Below are 18,145 nucleotides of genomic sequence, written 5' to 3'. Positions count from 1 at the left end.
AACAGCGGGTTCATCAGTCCCGGGCGTGGTTGATCGCCTGGGTCAACAGCGCCTCCAGTTGCGCCTGGGTGCTGTCGCGCGGGTTGGTCAGCCGCGCCGGGTCGCCCATGGCCTTGCGTGCCACGGCGCCTACATCGGCCTGGCGGACCCCGAGCTCGGCCAGCGACCTGGGAATTTCCAGGCGGTCGAGCAAGGCGCACACGGCGTTGTAGAAGGTCTCGAACTCGGCGTCCGGCAAGCCCAGGGCCTGCGCCACCGGCATCAGGCGCGGGGTGATCTGCGCCTGGTTGTAGCGCAGCACCACCGGCAGGATGACCGCGTTGGTCAACCCATGGTGGGTGTTGTAGGTGGCGCCCACCATATGGCTCAGTGCGTGCACCAGCCCCAGGCCCTTGAGAAACGCCACGCCGGCCAGGCACGAGCCGATCAGCATGTTGCCCCGCGCCTCCAGGTCGTGACCGCGTTCGACGGCGGTGTCGATCGAGCCCCACAGCAGCGTCAATGCCTGCAACGCGGCGCCATCGCTGAGCGGGTTGAAGCTGGGCACGAAGTAGGCTTCCAGGGCATGGATGATCGCATCGCACCCGGTCCATGCGGTCAGGTTGGCCGGCAGGCTCTGGGTCAGCTCCGGGTCCAGGATCACCGCCGCCGGGCGCGCCCGTGGGTGCCACACGCAGCCCTTGATGCCGCGCCCGGTGTCGGTGAGCATCGCGGTGCTCTCGGTTTCGGCGCCGGTGCCGGCGGTGGTGGGAATCGCGATCACCGGCGCAAAGTCCGCCGCACTGAAACCTGCCGGCACCGGCTTGTCGAAGTCGAAGGCCCACAGCTCGCTGCGCTGCTGACGGGCGACCAGGGCCACCGCCTTGCCGCCGTCCAGGCCACTGCCGCCCCCCAGCGCGATGATGCCGTCGGCGCCCCAGGCCCGATAGGCTGCGGCACCGGCCAGTACCGACTGGTCGGTGGGGTTGGGCTCGATGCCGCCGTACAGGCCGCAGGCAAGCCCCGCCTCGGTCAGGCTGCGCTGCAGTTCATCCACGAAGGGCAGGCGCAGCGAGCCCTGATCGGTGATGATGATCGGTCGGCTGATGTTGAAGTCCCGGCACAGCCTGGCCAGGTGATGACGCGCACCCGGGCCGTACTCGATGGGCAGTGGCACGGTCCATTGTTGCGGGTTCAAGGCTGAAAGCGTGTTTTGCATGGGGTTGACCTCAACGGCAGCGCAGGATGGTGGATTTCAATTCGGTGTACTTGCCCAGCGCATGGGCCGAATTGTCCCGGCCATTGCCGGACTCCTTGAACCCGCCAAACGGGAAGTTCATGTCCACCAGTTCGTCATAGCAGTTGACCCACACCGTGTCGGCCCTGAGCTGGCGGGTGGCGCGGTGAATGGTTCCAAGGTCGGATGACCACACCGCCGCCGCCAGGCCGAACTCGGTCTGGTTGGCGATAGCGATGGCCTCATCGAGGGTGTCGAAGGGAATCACCACCAGCACCGGGCCGAAGATTTCCTCGTTGGCGATACGCGCGGTTGCGTCCGGGGCAAGGAAGATCGTCGGCTCCAGGTAGGCGCCTGCCCCCACCGGCGAGAGCGCCTGGCCGCCCTTGAGCAACTGCGCCTCGTGCCGGCCTGTTTCGATGTAGCGCTGGACGCGCTCGAACTGCACCGCGTCGATGATCGCACCCGTGACGCTGGCCGGGTCCAGCGGGTGCCCCGGGTAATAGCTGTCGGTGGCCACGAGCAGTTCGCGCAGCAGCGGCTCGATCACCGAGCGCTGCACCAGCAGACGCGACCCGGCGCTGCATACCTGGCCCATGTTGGCGAAGATCGCCGCTGCTGCCGACTGCGCGGCCTGGGTGATATCCGCGCAATCGGCCATGACGATATTGGCCGACTTGCCGCCCAGCTCCAGCCATACACGCTTGAGATTGGAGGCGGCGGCGTTCTGCGCGATCTGCCGCCCCACCGCGCCGGAGCCGGTGAAGGCGATACAGTCGACGTCGCCATGCAGGCTCAGCTCGCGCCCTACCGCGCCATCACCGGGGAGCACGTTGAACACCCCAGCCGGAACACCCGCTTCCATCGCCAGGGCGGCGATGCGCAAGGCGCTCAACGGGGTTTTCTCCGACGGCTTGAGCAGCACGCTGTTGCCGGCTGCCAGGGCCGGGGCGAACTTCCAGGCGGCCATCAGCAGCGGGTAGTTCCAGGGCACCACCGCCGCCACCACGCCCAGCGGCTGCTGGGTCACGGTGCCGAAGAACTGCGGGTCGGTGGCCGGCACCTCGCCGTGCACCTTGTCGATCAGTTCGGCAAACCAGCGCAGGCAGTAGATCGTGCCCGGCAGGTCGGCACCAATGGTATCGGCAATCGGCTTGCCGCTGTCCAGGGTCTCCAGCAGCGCCAGCTCGTCGGTATGCGCCTCGAGCAGTGCGGCCCACCTTAGCAGCACCGCCTTGCGCTCGCGGGCCGCCAGCTCGCTCCACACGCCGGCCTCGAAGCTGCGCCGCGCAGCAGCCACGGCCAGGTCCACATCGGCCTTCGCGCACTGGGCCACCGCCGCGAGCACGGCGTCGTCAACCGGGCTGCGGGTGCAGAAGGTCGCCCCGTCTTGCGCGTCCACATAGCGCCCGTCGATGAATGCCCTGCCCTCCAGCGGCAACGTTGCTGCCTTGTCGAGCCAATAGGCCCTGTCTTTGAATCGTGTCACTGCAATACCCCGTCTTGTTCTTGTCAGGCTGGGGCAATCCTAGGCGATACTGAAAATATCTTCAATAACGATCAAGGCCGTTACTGAACTTATTTTCAATAAAAAATGCCCGCATGAGCGGGCATTGTTCCAGGCGATGCATGGGCAGCAGCGTGCAGTCAGTCCGTCCAGGTCAGCGAGGGCGCCCCCCGCCGGCGCATCACCCAGGCAATCAGCAGGCCGCCGAGCATCCAGGCGGCGCCCAGCACCTTGGCGTGCACGTTGGTGCTCCACAGCGCATAGCTCAACAGCAGCACGCCCAGCACCGGGGACACCCCATGGCTGAACAGCTGCGCCTGGCCGATCTTCCTGAAGTAGATCATCACCGACACGTGCAACAGGATGTAGGCGGTCAGCGCGCCGAACGTGACCAGGGTCACCATCACATCCAGGTAGCCGGCCCCGGCGAACGCCACCACGAACGAAACCAGCGCAACCGTGACGATGGCGTTGGCAGGCACGTTGGTGCGGGCACTGATGCGGCTCAGGTACGCGGGCAGGCGCTTGTCCCGCGACATGCTGAACAGCACCCGCGCCGTGGTCGCCTGGGACACCAGGGTGTTGGCCATCAGCGCGATGATGCCGCTGGTCAGGGTGATCACCGGCAGAAACCAGGCCCCGACGATCTCGGCACTGAGGGTATAGAACGCGGTGTCGGCAGCGGCGCCCTGGTACACCGTGCCCAGCGGCACGAACACTGCCGCCAGGTACACCTGCCCCACGAACAGCACCGTGACCAGCATCAGCAGCATCATCGTGGCTCTGGAGACCGTCTCCCCGCCCCCCTTGGCCTCTTCGTTCAGGGTCGACACCGCGTCGAATCCGATGTAGCTGAGGGCTGCAATCGGTACGGCGGCGAACACCATGGCCATGGAAAAGTCGGAGCGGTTGTAGAATGGCGCGATGAAGTGCTCCAGGGTCGGCTTGAGTTCGATGATGCGAGAGGTGGCGAAGGCGGCGAACAGAAACAGCACCACCAGCTGGATCAGCAGCAGCACCTTGCTCAACCTGGCATTCATCTCGATGCCCATCAGGTTGACCGCCGTGGGCACCGCAACGAAGGTGACCAGCCACACCGTGGTCGGCACCTGCGGGAACTGCGCCGACAGCGCCGCCGCCCCCAGCACCGCCAGCAGTGCCGGCAGCAGCAGGTAATCGAGCAGAATCGCCCAGCCGGCCACGAAGCCCAGGCTGCTGTTGGTGCCGTGGGTGACATAGGAATAGACCGAGCCGGCCAGGGGGATCTTCCTGGCCATCTGGCTGTAGCTGATGGCGCTGAAGATCATCGCGACGGCGGCCACCAGGTACACCAGCGCCACCATGCCGGCGGAGGTGTTGTAGATAAGCCCGAACACGCTGACCGGGGCGATGGGCACGAAATACAGCAGGCCGTAGGCGAGCACATCGGAAAAGCTCAGTACCCGTTTGAGCCCTGCCTGCTCCGGGTCTTGTGTACTGGGGGTGTCTGACGCATTGGCAATCGACATGGGCAATCTCCGAAGCAATAGATCGTCGAGGCGCAACCCCCTGTTTCGCCAGGGGCCTGGGTCGACTTGTTTTTTATAGTTTTATCCATGACTTCAAGGGTCGGTACAGCGCGCGAGGGGCTGCGTGCGCTGTACCGGGGCTGCTTCCTGCAAGGGGCAAGTATCAAAGTGGGCCACCAGGCGAACAAGCGACCATTGCGCATGCAATCAGTCGTCGGCGGAATGATCCCCAGCGGTGCCGCCATGGCTGTGCATCGACCCGACGGCATTCAGGTGCGCGGGGTCGCCTTGGCAATGAAGGCGCGCAGGTGCCTGAAGAAGGGTTCGGGGTTTTCGATATGCGGCATGTGGGAGGCCTCGGGTATGCAGCAGAACTCGGCGCCCCTGACCATCGCCGCGAAGGCCCGGCCCGATTCGGGGGTGCCTTCGTCGTGGGCCCCGCACATGAACAGCGTGGGCACCTCGATCGACGCCAGCTTCGGGGTCAGGTCCAGGTCCGCCAGTGTGCCGGTGCCGAAGAACTCGGTGGGGCCCCACATGTAGCCGTACAGTTCGGTCGCGCAATTGTCCATCGTGTCGACCACGATCTGCGGCCAGGGCTGCACGCGGCACAGGTGACGCACATAGAACGCGTTGACCGCCTCCAGGTACTCGGGGCTGGTGAAGTCGCGCTGCGCCTCGCACAGGCGCATCACCGCCTGCAGGTGGTCGGGCAACTGCGCCTTCAATCGCTCGCAGTCCGCCATCCAGCGCTTGGCATCGACCAACGGCCCCGACAGCGCCAACGAGCACAGCCCGGCCGGCTGCCGGGCCGCATAGTTGATGGCGATGCTGCAGCCCCACGAGCTGGCAAACAGATGCACCTGGCCCAGGCCCAGGTGCTCGCGAACGGCATCTATCTCGTCGGTAAAACGCTCCAGCGTCCAGTTGCGTGTGTCGCCCACCCGCTGCGAGCGTCCGCAATCGAGCTGGTCGTACAGCACCACGCTGCGGTCAGGCACCAGTTCGAGCAGCGGCAGCAGGTAGTCATGGGAGTTGCCGGGGCCGCCATGCACCACGATCAGCGGCACGGCACCGCTGTTGGCCGAGCGGTTGAGCCGGTACCAGACCTTCCCACCCGGTACATCGATATGGCCGCTTTCATCTGGCACAGCAGCGTAGTCACTCACGAGCACCTCCAACCTTGTGATTTTTATTCTGTTGGCGCACGCCCCCGAACCCGCAAGCCCGGTACTGACGCGGGAACAGGCGGTCGTCGCCCTGCTCGAGTCTTAGGGCACGAAGGGGCTGGCACAAGCGAAAAAAAATGGGCTGGTCCTGAATTATTTTCCTGACCTGCCGTGGCGCTGCGGCACGCTCAGGGCGGCGGCGCGAACAGCACGGGCCGCGCTGCATCGGCGCCCAGTACACAGGCCACGTCATGCGCGCAACCTGGCACGATGACCATGCGCCTGGGCGTGCGCGGCTTGAGCACGGCCTGTTCATAGGCGGCATACGCCAGCCCTCGCTGCAATCGGAAAGGCCCCTGCAACATGGCCGCGCAGGATTTGTCGAGAATCGGATAGAACGTGCCCTTGTCGGCACTGCTGTCGAGGGCACCTTCCAGGTAATCGACCTGGGCCGCCGCATAGTGTGCGCGGGCCTGTGCGCCGGTACGCGGCAGATAGCCAGGCAGCGACTGGGTGCCGTACTTCCAGTGGTCATAGGCACAGGCCGGAGACGTCGCCGGCACGTCGAAGCGCCAGGTGCAGCCCCCCGTACCACAGACCTCCCACGGCACCGTTCGCTCGCCCCGCAGGGGCACGGGGCGAACCGGGTCGAAGTACAGCCAGCTGCCCGGGTCGGCGATCACATAGCGCAGCGCCACACCCGCCGGCGGGTCGGCGGCAAAACCGATGCTGTGCTGGAGCATCTGCGCACCGGCCGAAAACCCCACCAGGGTCACACTGCGCAGGCTCGGCCACTGCCGGGCCAGTTCGCCCAGCAAGGCGTCCAGTGCCGCAAAGGCGCCAAGCGGATGGGCGCCCAGCGAGGGAGCCCCCGCCAGCCAGCCGGCACAGCTCCACAGCGCGTCGCCCGGTTGAGCGCCGGGCGTGTCCGGCATGCTGCAACGCCCGGCCTGCGCCGGCGCCACCTGATACAGCGGCGCCACCACCAGGGTACGCGGCAACCGGCCCGCAGCACGTGCCGCCTGCAAGCCGGCCTCGAAGCTGCGCCCGACATCGCGCGGATGCCCGTGCAGTATCAGCAGTGCCGTCTGCGGGCCGTGGGGGTCGCCGGGCCTTGGCACGCGCGATGCGTAGTAATGCATCTGGCCTGCACCTGCCGGCAACGCGAAGCTGTGCAGGCACTGCGGGCCGGCCTGGCGCCCGCAGTGGCCGTGCTCGGCGGCGAGCGCGCCACTGGCCATCAGCCACAGCACTGTCAACCACATAACGCTGCGCCATAGGCGCCTTGGCGTGTGCATCGTCGCCTCCATCAGGCTTGGTCTGTCACTCCGGCGAGGTCAGTTCCCCGTACGCCACCACCCGGTTCCGGCCGCCCTGCTTGGCCTGGTACATGGCCTGGTCGGCCTGTCGCAGCAGGTGCTGGTAGTCGGGGTGGCCGTTGTAGGTGGCCATGCCGATGCTCACGGTGACCTGGTGCCTGCGGCCTTCGGTCAGTTGCAGCTTTTCCGCTTCGACCTTGCGCCGCAACTTCTGCGCCACCTTCATGGCGTTGGCGCTGTCGATGTCCACCAGGATCATCAGGAACTCCTCGCCCCCCATGCGGAACACGTAGTCCCCCGCGCGGCTGTGGCTGCTGAGGTTCTCGGCGATCTGCTGCAGAATCGCGTCGCCGGCTTCGTGACCGAAGTTGTCGTTGATCGACTTGAAGTTGTCGATATCCACCGAGAACACCGAAAACGTCTGCCCGGTCTTCTGCGCGATGGCGATCTCGTTGCCGATCACCACCGGCAGGAACTTGCGGTTGAGCATGCGTGTGAGCACGTCGCGGCCGCTTTCCAGCTCGTTGGCAGTGTTGAACAGGTTGTCGAGGTTGAACATCAGGCTCTTGGTCTGGTCGCGAATGTCGCGCAGCAGGCGCATGCGCGTCTCCTGCTCGTGCATCGAGGCAAGAAACATGGGCAGCAACACGTCATCCATGTGACGGATGATCTTCAGGATCTGATCGCTTTCGCTGGTGTTCTGGAAGGCGTAGGCGCCCTTGTGACGGAACCACAGGCCGAAATCAGAGGCCGCGAGCCTGGGCAGGTTCACGCCGTTGGAGCCCATGGCCAGGTCGAACATCAGGCTGTTTTCCCAGTCCAGCAAGGCGCCGCGCTGACGCTCGCGCTCGGTGCTGATGTTCTGCAGCACCGAGAACAGCCGGTAGCCTTCCTCGTTGCGCGAGTTGCGGTCATGGGACCGCGAATAGGCGTGGCTCATGATTTCCATGGCCAGGTCCATGGTTTCGCTGGCCAGGCGCAATGCCTGCGCCTCGCTGGCCCACTGCTGTTCGAGAATCAGCTGGAACAGCAACTTCTTCAGGTGCCGCGCACCACTGAGCACCAGGTGCAGCGGCACGTCGATGCGCGCATGCACTTCCCCCACCTGCTTCTGCAGGGCAACCAGCGGCATGCAGTCATCGGTGGGCGACACCGAATAGACCCGCACCAGCCAGGCCTGCATCGAACTGCCCAGGCGGCTCTTGACCTCGTCGTGGGACAGGATCAGCGAAGCATTGGGGTCGGCCAGCATGTGTTCATAGAACCGCGCGGCCAGCATGACCTTGTTGCGCTCGACAAGGCCCTGCAACGATTGGGTCAGCGTGCATGGGTACTGGGAAACCATGCTGTGCCATTCTTTGGCTTGTACTTCCGGGGAAACGCTTGGCATGTGTGGCCTATTTTCAATTCAGCAAGAAGCCTGATGCCTACACGAATCACAAGAGGCTTCGGCACTGGACGAACCAACCGGGTTCGCCCGCCGGGTATTCTATTGCACGCTGCGCGGGAAGTCTTTGAACGCGAGCGCTGCATACCCGGCTCAATACTTGCGCGGCCCTGCCGATAGCCTGCGCAAGGCATTTTTTCAGAGGAAGCAAGCGTCGATGAACCATAAAGGCATGGCCTTGGCCAGCAAATACTGTCAGGGCCGCGGCCTGGAGATCGGTGCCGCCGCGCATAATGCGTTCTACCTGCCGGACTGCATCAACCTGGCCCCCTGCGATGGCGAGGCATTCCTGTACCCGCAGGACCTGGAAGACTACACGCACTACAAGCAGGAACAGGCCAACTACCACGCCGAGCCCGCCAGGGTCGACGCGCTGGGCGACTTCCTGGATATCCCCTTTGCCGACCAGACCTTCGACTACCTGATCACTTCCCACGTCATCGAGCATGTGCCCAACCTGCTGGCGGCCTACGTGGAGTCATCCCGGGTGGTGAAGGACGGTGGCGTGTTCTTCTGTATCTTCCCCAACCGCAACGCCGAGCCCACCGACCGTATCCGCGCGCTGACCACCCTGGAACAGATGATCGACGCCTACGAAAAGCGCGTCGACATGAGCACGATCGACGCGCACCTGTGGCGTGGCCATCACCTGGTGTTCTCCCTGCAGAGCATGCTGCGGGCCGTCAACCTGATCAACAACGTCGGGCTGGGGCACTGGCTGGTCGAAAGCGTCGAGCAGACCGACTCCAAGGTCGGCAACGGCCATACGGTTGTACTGCGCAAGCAGGTCGGCCTGGCGAACCTGATGATCAAGGATGGCGCCCAGTTGAATCACGAGATCGGCACGCGCCTGCGGGCCCAGGACCTGACCGGCGCCCTGCACCTGGTGAAGGTGGCGCTGTCGTTCGACTTCTTCAACGCCTATCACCTGTACCTGGCCTTTGCCCTCAGCTGCCAACTGGACAACGCTCGCGAGGGGCTGGAGTTCCTGCGTCAGGCACTGATCATCGACCCGGAAAACGAAGAGTACCGCCAGCTGTTCGTGCAGTTCACCGGCGGCCCGTTCATCAACCCTGTGCCCTGACCCCGCCGAGCCGGCCGCACGCAGGCCGGTTCAGGCGTGCCAGCAACGGTACCAGCCATCCTGTTCGCTGATGCGCAGCTGCGTCTGGTACAGCTGCGACAGTGCCGCGCTGGTCAGCACCTCGGCCTTGGGCCCGTCGGCCACGATGCGCCCCTGGCTAAGCAGCACCACACGCTCGATCTCCGGGATGATCTCGTCGATATGGTGGGTGGTGATGATCATGGCGTGCTCCTCGGCGCAGAAGCTGCGCAGCAACCTCAGCATGCCCAGGCTCGCCCCCATGTCCAGGCCGTTGGCCGGCTCGTCGAGAATCAGCGCACTGGGCCGGTGAACCAGCGCGCGGGCCAGCAGCAGGCGGCGCTTCTGCCCGGTGGACAGGCGCTGGAACATGGTGCTTTCGTACCCGGCCATTTCCACCTCGGCCAGCAGCGCACGCGCCTGCGCCAGTTGCTCGTCATCGGGCTGCAGATGGCCATGGGCACCGATGGCGCCGAAAAAGCCCGACGCCACCACATCCAGCGCCTGGGTGCGCGGGGTGTAGTCTTCCTGCAGGTCCTGGGACACGAACCCCAGGCGACTGCGCAGTGCCCACAGGTTGACGGTGTCGCTGCCGAACAGCTTCAGGTGGCTGCCTTCGCGCTCCACCGGGTACAGCTCGCGGGTGATCAGCTTGAGCAGGGTGCTTTTGCCGGCCCCGTTGGGGCCCAGGATGGCGACCTTCTCGCCGGCACCGATGTGCAGGGAGAAACCGTCCAGCACACGGTTGTGCTGCTGGTAGGCGGTGACATTGTGGAAATCGATCATGGCTTGCTCGTCAGTGCGGCACGGAAAAGAACCCGGATCTTTCCACAGCACGCAGCCACTGGCTACAGGGCACGGCCAGGTGCCCATGAATGCCGGGCGCGACGCGTATCTGGCGCCAGATTACCGACAGCCGCCCCGCGTCAAACAATCGTTTGAAAAAAATCGTCGAAATACCCATTTTCAGTGATGGCAATGCGTCACTACCTCGCCTAGCATCAACCCACCTCCCGAGGGCCGCTTCGCCGGACCCTCTGCCTGTTATCGCAACCATGGAAGGAACGCTCATGAAGAAGCGCAGATGGAAGCTGGAACGGCCACAAGCCGTGATCGATAACCGCCTTACCTAGCTAGTCAGCTCTGCCGTGATTGTCACTCACTTGCCTGCAAGTGGGTTTTTTTTGGTGCCTGAGAAACATGATGGAGGTTTGTTCATATGGAACCTTTCGTGGGTGAAATCCGCCTGTTCCCGTACAACTTCGTGCCCAAGGGTTGGCTGCCGTGCGACGGACGCCTGTTATCCACCCAAACCAACGCTGCACTGTTTTCCTTGCTCGGCACCCAGTTCGGCAGCTCCGGCAACAACCTGTTTGCCCTGCCTGACCTGCGCGGGCGCACCGCGCTGGCCCGGAACAGCACCGGCACCCCTGACCCCGGCCTGAGCAATCATACCCAGGGCCAGTCAGCCGGCACCGAGAAAGAAACACTGCCCGCCGCCGCACTCGCCCAGCATACCCATGAGGTCTATGTATCCGATGCCCTGGGCAACAGCGGGCCGGCCGGTGCGTTCCCGGCCACCAGTGCCAACCTGGCAACCCCACCGGTCGCTTCGCGCAGCACCTACGTCAAGTTCGACAGTAGCAAGCAGCAAGCGCTCAACCCGGCAACGATTCAGCCCACGCCACCCCAACAGCCCCTGGACAACATGCAGCCTTCGCTGGTGCTGCAGTACTGCATCGCCAGTGTTGGCGTTTACCCACCGCGCCCGTGAACACGCTCCTTCACATCAAGGAATGAACCATGTCTGAAGCCTTTATCGGGGAAATCCGTCTGTTCGCAGGCAACTACGAGCCACAGGACTGGGCACTGTGCAATGGCCAGCTGTTGTCGATCCAGCAGAACCAGGTGTTGTTCACGCTGTTGGGCACCACCTATGGCGGTGATGGGGTCAACACCTTCGCCCTGCCCGACCTGCGCGGCCGGGTACCGGTAGGCGCCGGCGCAGGCCCCGGCCTCACGCAGCGCAACCTGGGCCAGGCAATGGGCAGTGCACAGACCACCATTGGCGTGCAACACATGCCCGCTCACTCGCATACCTTTTACGCCAGCACGCAGTTGGCCGATGCCGCCTCGCCGGTCGACACCCAGGCACCGGCCTCGCGCACGCTCGGGGTCTTCACCGCGCAAAGCTCGACCAAGGGGCTGTACAGCAACGGCGGCACCAACCCCAACGTCACACTGAACTCCGCGGCAGTGTCGGTGGCGCCAGGCGGCGGGCAACCACATGCCAACCTGATGGGCAGCATGGCGCTCAACTACATCATCGCGCTGGCCGGGATCTACCCGTCGCAGCAGTAAGCCCACCCCTCTCTGAATCAAGGAAAGAGCATTCCATGGACGCTTTCTATGGTGAAATCAGGCTTCTGCCCTACAGTTTCGTGCCGCAGAATTTTCTTCCCTGCGACGGGCGTTCGTTGTTGATCCAGCAGTACAGCGTGCTGTTTTCGGTGATCGGCAACCGATTCGGCGGCGATGGCAAGACCACGTTCATGCTGCCCAATCTCAATGGTCGTGTGGTGATGGGAGCCGGCCAGGGTACCGGGTTGCCAAACGCAGCCTTCGCCAGTACCGCTGGCGCCGACAAGGTAGCGCTCAATTCCTTGAACTACCCGCCACACAACCATGGGTTCACCGCGCGCGATGGTACCGAGCCGGACCAGAGGGTCGACATCCCGAGCACCACCACCTACCTGGCCCAGCCACGCAACATCAACCTGTACAACACTGTGGGCACCACGCAGACGCTGGCCGAAGGCAGCATGACTGACGCCGGCACTGGCAACGGCAACATCGAGCGCAACCTGATGCAACCCTACCTGGCGCTGGCGTACTGCATCTGCGTCGAAGGGGAGTACCCGATCCGCAATGACTAGCCTCGAGCGCCTGGCCCGCCTGCTGCCATCGTCGTTCGTTCCCGGCCTGCGCCTGCAGGCCGAGGCGGATGACGGGTTTCTGCGGGCGCTGTTCGTGACGCGCCGCTGGGAAGAGGTGCGTGCCGCACCAGGGTGGACCGACGCGCAGCGGGTCGCGTTTCTGCACGCCCAAGCCGAGCTGCAGCAACGCCACTACGCCCTGCACTATCGCTCGGCCGAATTCCTGTTGCTGGAGCACCAGGGGCAACCGATCGGCAGGTTGTGCCTGCAGGTGGACGCCAGCGAAGTGCGGGTGGTCGATATCGCCTTGCTGCCTGCCTGGCAGGGCAAGGGGCTGGGCAGCACCCTGCTGGCTGCGGTGCTCGCGCTGGCCGACGGCCAGCACACGCGCTGTGCCCTGAGTGTGGAGCCGTTCAACCCGGCGCGCCGGCTGTATGCGCGCCTGGGCTTCGAGGTAGTTAGCGAGCAGGGCTTGTACCTGCAGATGCAACGGCCACTGACGCAGACCTGTGCCGAGGGTGCCCCCATGGAACCCTGACCACGCCGCCGTTACCTCCACGCTGCAAAACCCGCACTGCCAGTCACGGCATACGGGTTGTTCCGATGACTCTTGACCCGCGCCGCAAGCGAGTAATACCGCTACCTGGCAGGAAGCCCCATGAACAGATCCCTGATTGACCTTCGTCACCGCATGGCCCGCAGCATTGCATTGCTGGGCCTGATGCTCGTCTCGCTGCTGCTGTGCGGCCAGGCCAGTGCCGCCCCGACCCTTTCCCCCGCCAGTGGCACCGCCCTGCCGGATGTGGCGGTCAACACACCGATAGACACTTTCACTATCACCGCCACCGGCGGCGCCATGCCGATCTTCGAGTGGTACGAATGTGACCAGGATGACACCAGCATGCCGACCAACTGCCTGCCGCCCGGTCTGGTTCTGGAAACGTCGCCTGGAAGTGCGACCACCACCCTGCATGGCACCCCCACAGCCATCGGCAACTACGATTTCTGGATTTCGGCCCTTGACAGCAACGACGTCGTGGGCAAGGCCCGTTACACCCTCAAGGTCACAGGCGCAACACCGCCCCTGACCCTGACCGCCGTATCGCCCGGCAGCGGCCCCGCCATCGGCGGCACCTCTGTGACCCTGACCGGCACCAATTTTGTCGGCGTCACCGACGTGACATTCGCTGGTGTGCCCGCTACCAACATCATCGTCGTTTCCCCGACCTCGATAACCGCCACCGTCCCCGCCTACACGGCAGGCCCGGTCAACGTGACGGTCACAACGGCAAGCGGTACGAGCACGCTGACCAATGGTTTCACCTACCTCGCCGTACCGACCCTGACCATCGCTACGCCCAATTCCGGCGCCACCACCGGCGGCAATCAAGTGTTTATCTCAGGCACAGGCCTGACCGGCACCACCAGCCTCACCTTTGGCGGCACACCGGCAAGCAGCTTCACCGTCAACAGTTCGACATCGATCACCGCCATTGCGCCCGCGCATGCCGCCGGGCCCGTCAATGTCGTGGCCACCACGCCGGGGGGCAGTGCCACTTCGGTCAATGCCTATACCTACCTCGCCGTGCCGACCCTGAACACCGTCACCCCCAACTCAGGCCCCATCGGCGGTGGCACCAGCGTGACCCTCACGGGCACCGGCCTGACCGGCGCCAGCAGCGTCACCTTTGGCGGAGTATCGGCAACCGGCTGGACCATCAACAGCCCCACCCAGATCACCGCCACAATCCCGGCCGGCAACGCCGGCGTGGTCAACGTGAGTGTCACCACTGCCGCCGGCTCGGCGTCGTTGACCAATGCCTTCACCTACATTGCACCGCCGGTTGCCGGCCCGGTCAGCGCCTCTGTCGGCCACAACAGCAGCGCGAACCCTGTCACACTCAGCCTCTCGGGGGGCGTCGCCAGCAGCGTGGCCATCAGTACCTCAGCAAGCCACGGCACAGTAACGGCCAGCGGCACCAGCGTCACCTACACACCCACGGTCGGTTATGCAGGCACGGACAGCTTCACCTATACCGCCACCAACAGTGCAGGCACCTCTGCCCCGGCGACCGTGACCGTTACCGTCGGTTCCCCGACCATCAGCATCGCCCCTGCATCACTGCCTGCGGGTACTGCCGGTATCGCCTACAGCACCACCTCGCTGGCTGCCAGCGGGGGTAACGCGCCCTACGCCTTTTCGCTTGCATCTGGAGCCTTGCCCAGCGGCCTGACCCTGGCATCCAACGGCACGCTCAGCGGCACGCCGACCAGCAGCGGCAACTTCAGCTTCACGGCCAAGGCCACCGACGCGTTCAGCTACACCGGCACGCGCAGCTATACACTGACCATCGTTGCCGGCAGCATGGCCATCACCCCGGCGACATTGCCGGCCCCCATTTACAGCAGCAGCTACAGCCAACAGCTCACCGTCAGTGGGGGTGTCGCGCCCTACACCTTCAGCATCAACGGTGGCAGCCTACCGACCGGAATCGCCCTTTCCAGTACCGGTACCCTGACCGGAAGCCCCTCCAAAGCCGGTACTTACACCTTCAGCGTCACGGCGGTCGACAGCTCCAGCAACCTCACCAGCGTCAGTCAGACCTATACCCTCACCATTGCCACGCCCTTCATAGACATCACGCCGATTACCTTGCCCGCGGCTACGGTGGGCACGGGGTACAGCACGTCGATCAGCGCCAGCGGTGGGGTTGCACCCTTCGACTACGGTATCGCCTTCGGCGCGCTGCCTGCAGGAATGAGCCTTACCAGCACAGGCACCCTGAGTGGCACACCAACCACCGCCGGTACGTTCACTTTCGGGGTGCGGGCCAGTGATACCAACAGATTCACCGGAGTGCGTCCCTATTCCTTCGTGGTTGGCCAGCAAGCGCCGGTAGCCGCCAATATCAACCAAACCCTCGCAGCCAACAGCGGCGCCAGCACGATCAGCGCAAGCCTCAGCGGGGGGCCGACCACCAGCCTGGCCGTGGTGACACCCCCTGCACATGGCACCGTCAACATCACCGGGGCCACGGGTTTCACCTATACCCCGACCCCAGGCTATGCCGGCGTCGACAGCTTTACCTATACCGCCACCGGCCCGGGGGGGACTTCGGCGCCTGCCACCGTCAACCTCGCCATCACGCCGCCCACCGTGGTTATCGGCACGACCACACTGGCCAACGCCACCCAGAACGTGCCCTACACGGCCAGCATCAGTGCCAGTGGCGGCACCGCGCCGTACAGCTACACCATCGTTTCGGGCGCCCTGCCGTCCGGCATGACCCTGGCCCCGACCGGCAGCCTGGCCGGTACGCCAACCGCACCCGGCACCAGCAGCTTTACCGTCAGGGTGACTGACAGCCAGAATTTCCAGGCAAGCCAGGCGCTGAGCCTGACAGTTGTGGCGCAGGCGCCCGTGGTCGGCAACGTGTCGGCCAGTGTGGCCGCCAACAGCAGCAACAACCCGCTGACCCTGAGCCTGGGCAGTGCCCCGGTCACCAGCGTGGCCGTGGCCAGCAACCCACAACACGGTACTGCGCAGGTCAGTGGCACCAGCATCACCTACACCCCGACTGCCGGTTACTCGGGCATTGACAGCTTCACCTACACCGCCACCGGCCCGGGCGGCACCTCGGCACCTGCCACGGTGAGCGTTACCGTTACCCCGCCAACCTTGGTGCTAAGCCCAGCGTCAGGCTCGCTGCCGCCAGGCACCGTGGGCACCGCCTACAGCTTCGGCCTGGGTGCCAGCGGCGGGATGGCGCCGTACAGCTATGCCATCGGCGGCAGTCTGCCCAATGGGTTGACACTCAACACCTCGACCGGGGTGATCAGCGGCACGCCGACCGAGGCCGCCAACGCCACGCTGACCGTTACCGCCACCGATGCCAACGGTGCCACCGGCAGCCGTACGCTGAGCCTGACAGTCGTGGCACAGGCGCCCGTGGTCGGCAACGTGTCGGCCAGTGTGGCCGCCAACAGCAGCAACAACCCGCTGACCCTGAGCCTGGGCAGTGCCCCGGTCACCAGCGTGGCCGTGGCCAGCAACCCACAGCACGGTACTGCGCAGGTCAGTGGCACCCGCATCAGCTACACCCCGACTGCCGGTTACTCGGGCATTGACAGCTTCACCTACACCGCCACCGGCCCGGGCGGCACCTCGGCAGCCGCCACGGTGAGCCTCACCATCACCCCACCGACGCTGGTAATGAGCCCGGCCTCCGGCCCACTGCCGCCAGGCACCGTGGGCAGCGCCTACAGCTTCGGCCTGGGTGCCAGCGGCGGGATGGCGCCGTACAGCTACGCCATCGGCGCCGGCAGCCTGCCCAATGGCCTGCAGCTCGACCCGGCGACCGGGGTGATCAGCGGCACGCCGACCGAGGCCGCCAACGCCACGCTGACCGTTACCGCCACCGACGCCAACGGCGCCACCGGCAGCCGCAGCATTACCCTGGCGATCGCCGCCCAGGTGGTCACCGTGGTGTCATCCAGCGAGGCGCTCAGCCCCGGTGCTGTCGCCAGCGTCGACCTTACCCGTGGGGCCACCGGAGGGCCGTTCCTGCGCGCCCGCGTGCTGTCGTTGAGCCCAGCGTCAGCCGGGCATGCCAGCCTGACATCGATGGCCCCTGCGCGAGCAGCGCGTGCCGCCCTGTCCGGTTTCAACCTGCGCTTCGTGCCTGCCGCTGCCTTTGCCGGCACAGCAGTGGTCACCTTCAGCCTGGAGAGCACCAGCGGTGCCAGCGCGACCGGCACCGTGACCTTCAGCGTGCAGGCACGTCCCGACCCCAGCAAGGACGCCGAAGTGATCGGCCTGCTCAACGCGCAATCGCGCGCAGCGGATCGTTTTGCCAGCACCCAGATGGACAACTTCAACCGGCGCCTGGAGCAACTGCACCGCCCTACCTGTGACCGCAACGCGTTCAACGCCAACGTTCAACATGGCCGCGACAACCTCGGCCTGGGCAGCCTGGGCAAGGCGCTGCGCGACGAGCTCGAAGGCAACGGCAAGGGCAATGACGACGAGGACGCGGACGACACCCGTCGCAAACAGCGCGACACCGCCCGCGCCACCTCCGGCGAGTGCGTCGAAGAGGCCGTGGCCTACTGGACCGATGGCTTCATCAACACCGGTTCCAACCGCGCACGCGGCGCCAAGGACAACAGCTTCGTCACCTACGGACTGAGCGCCGGCGTCGACTATCGCCTGTCGCCAAGGGCCGTGGTGGGCATCGGTTTTGGCTACGGCAACGACCGCGCCGACATCGGCGAGCAGGACACCCGCAGCGAGGCCGACGCCCTGGGCCTGGCGGCGTACCTGAGCGTCAACCCGCTGTCGGAGATCTACATCGATGCACTGCTGGGCTACAACCGCATCCGCTTCGACTCGCGCCGCTACGTCACTGCCGACCCGTCCAACGGCTATGCCCATGGCTCGCGCGACGCCGACCAGCTGTTCGCCTCGCTGACCGCCAGCTACGAGTACCGCGAAGGCGCCCTGTCGCTGGCGCCGTACACACGGCTGAACGCCAGCTTCACCAAGCTGGACGACTTCAGCGAACGGGGCGGCGGTATCTACGGGCTGTCGTACGAACAACAGCGCCAGCGGACCTTCACCTCGTTCCTGGGCGTGCGCAGCGGCTACGACATCCAGACCGGCGCCGGCGTGCTCACGCCGCGGGTCGGGCTGGCGTGGGGTCACAACTTCAGCCACAGCGACGACTACCGCATGCGCTACACCGACCAGACCAACGACGGCGTGCTGTATCGCCTGTCACCCGACCCGATGGACAGCAACTTCGTCGACCTGGACCTGGGCCTGGACTTCAGCCTCAGCCAGAGCTGGCGCCTGGGCTTCTCGTACAAGACCGCGCTGGCCACCGACGAGCGCAACGAGATGTTCCGCATCGGCCTGGACGGGCGCTTCTGACCCCTGCCC

13 protein-coding genes are annotated in these 18,145 nt (G+C 65.3%); 6 read left to right on the top strand and 7 right to left on the bottom strand.

What is annotated here, in order from left to right; translation table 11 throughout:
• Positions 1-13 precede the first annotated feature (13 nt).
• The 6 genes from MF6396_RS16480 to MF6396_RS16455 form a co-directional block, all read right to left on the bottom strand.
• Positions 14-1,198 (bottom strand): iron-containing alcohol dehydrogenase, encoded by a 1,185-nt coding sequence (locus tag MF6396_RS16480; protein ID WP_054914492.1) that lies wholly within the window; start codon positions 1,196-1,198, stop codon positions 14-16.
• 10 nt (positions 1,199-1,208) lie between these two features.
• Positions 1,209-2,705 carry an aldehyde dehydrogenase family protein gene (locus MF6396_RS16475; protein ID WP_078480944.1) on the bottom strand — a complete coding sequence of 499 codons (1,497 nt, stop codon included), beginning with the start codon at positions 2,703-2,705 and terminating at the stop codon, positions 1,209-1,211.
• A 158-nt stretch (positions 2,706-2,863) separates the two neighbouring features.
• On the bottom strand, positions 2,864-4,231 hold the full coding sequence (locus MF6396_RS16470; protein ID WP_058540203.1) for an APC family permease: 1,368 nt from the start codon (positions 4,229-4,231) through the stop codon (positions 2,864-2,866).
• Between the two features lie 269 nt (positions 4,232-4,500).
• Positions 4,501-5,400 (bottom strand): proline iminopeptidase-family hydrolase, encoded by a 900-nt coding sequence (locus MF6396_RS16465; RefSeq protein ID WP_161493040.1) that lies wholly within the window; start codon positions 5,398-5,400, stop codon positions 4,501-4,503.
• Positions 5,401-5,588: 188 nt separating this feature from the next.
• Entirely contained in the window at positions 5,589-6,665 is a 1,077-nt protein-coding gene (locus tag MF6396_RS16460; protein WP_202971265.1) for a hypothetical protein, read from the bottom strand.
• Between the two features lie 58 nt (positions 6,666-6,723).
• Positions 6,724-8,064, bottom strand: a complete 1,341-nt coding sequence (locus MF6396_RS16455) for a diguanylate cyclase (RefSeq protein WP_177346330.1) — start codon at positions 8,062-8,064, stop codon at positions 6,724-6,726.
• Between the two features lie 259 nt (positions 8,065-8,323).
• On the opposite strand from MF6396_RS16455, the gene MF6396_RS16450 reads away from it, so the two are divergent.
• Positions 8,324-9,250 carry a class I SAM-dependent methyltransferase gene (locus MF6396_RS16450; RefSeq protein ID WP_231390587.1) on the top strand — a complete coding sequence of 309 codons (927 nt, stop codon included), beginning with the start codon at positions 8,324-8,326 and terminating at the stop codon, positions 9,248-9,250.
• Between the two features lie 30 nt (positions 9,251-9,280).
• On the opposite strand, the gene MF6396_RS16445 is transcribed toward MF6396_RS16450, so the two are convergent.
• Positions 9,281-10,054: an ABC transporter ATP-binding protein gene (locus MF6396_RS16445; protein WP_078480938.1), complete on the bottom strand. Its 774-nt coding sequence runs from the start codon at positions 10,052-10,054 to the stop codon at positions 9,281-9,283.
• Between the two features lie 433 nt (positions 10,055-10,487).
• Here MF6396_RS16445 and MF6396_RS16440 point away from each other — a divergent pair, with 433 nt between their 5' ends.
• From MF6396_RS16440 to MF6396_RS16420, 5 genes are all read left to right on the top strand, one after another.
• Positions 10,488-11,042 (top strand): phage tail protein, encoded by a 555-nt coding sequence (locus MF6396_RS16440; protein ID WP_054914486.1) that lies wholly within the window; start codon positions 10,488-10,490, stop codon positions 11,040-11,042.
• Positions 11,043-11,071: 29 nt separating this feature from the next.
• A complete protein-coding gene (locus tag MF6396_RS16435) occupies positions 11,072-11,629 on the top strand; it encodes a phage tail protein (RefSeq protein ID WP_058540206.1) in 558 nt (185 codons plus the stop codon).
• 35 nt (positions 11,630-11,664) lie between these two features.
• Complete coding sequence (locus MF6396_RS16430; RefSeq protein ID WP_043861237.1) at positions 11,665-12,204, top strand: phage tail protein; 540 nt, start codon at positions 11,665-11,667, stop codon at positions 12,202-12,204.
• Entirely contained in the window at positions 12,197-12,742 is a 546-nt protein-coding gene (locus MF6396_RS16425) for a GNAT family N-acetyltransferase (protein ID WP_058540207.1), read from the top strand. The genes MF6396_RS16430 and MF6396_RS16425 overlap by 8 nt, the downstream gene beginning before the upstream one ends.
• A 120-nt stretch (positions 12,743-12,862) precedes the next feature.
• Positions 12,863-18,136 (top strand): putative Ig domain-containing protein, encoded by a 5,274-nt coding sequence (locus tag MF6396_RS16420; RefSeq protein WP_078480937.1) that lies wholly within the window; start codon positions 12,863-12,865, stop codon positions 18,134-18,136.
• Positions 18,137-18,145 lie beyond the last annotated feature (9 nt).

Source organism: Pseudomonas sp. MF6396 (assembly GCF_002018915.1).
Taxonomy (GTDB): Bacteria; Pseudomonadota; Gammaproteobacteria; order Pseudomonadales; family Pseudomonadaceae; genus Aquipseudomonas; species Aquipseudomonas palmensis.
This window is presented reverse-complemented; position numbering and strand designations above follow the sequence as displayed.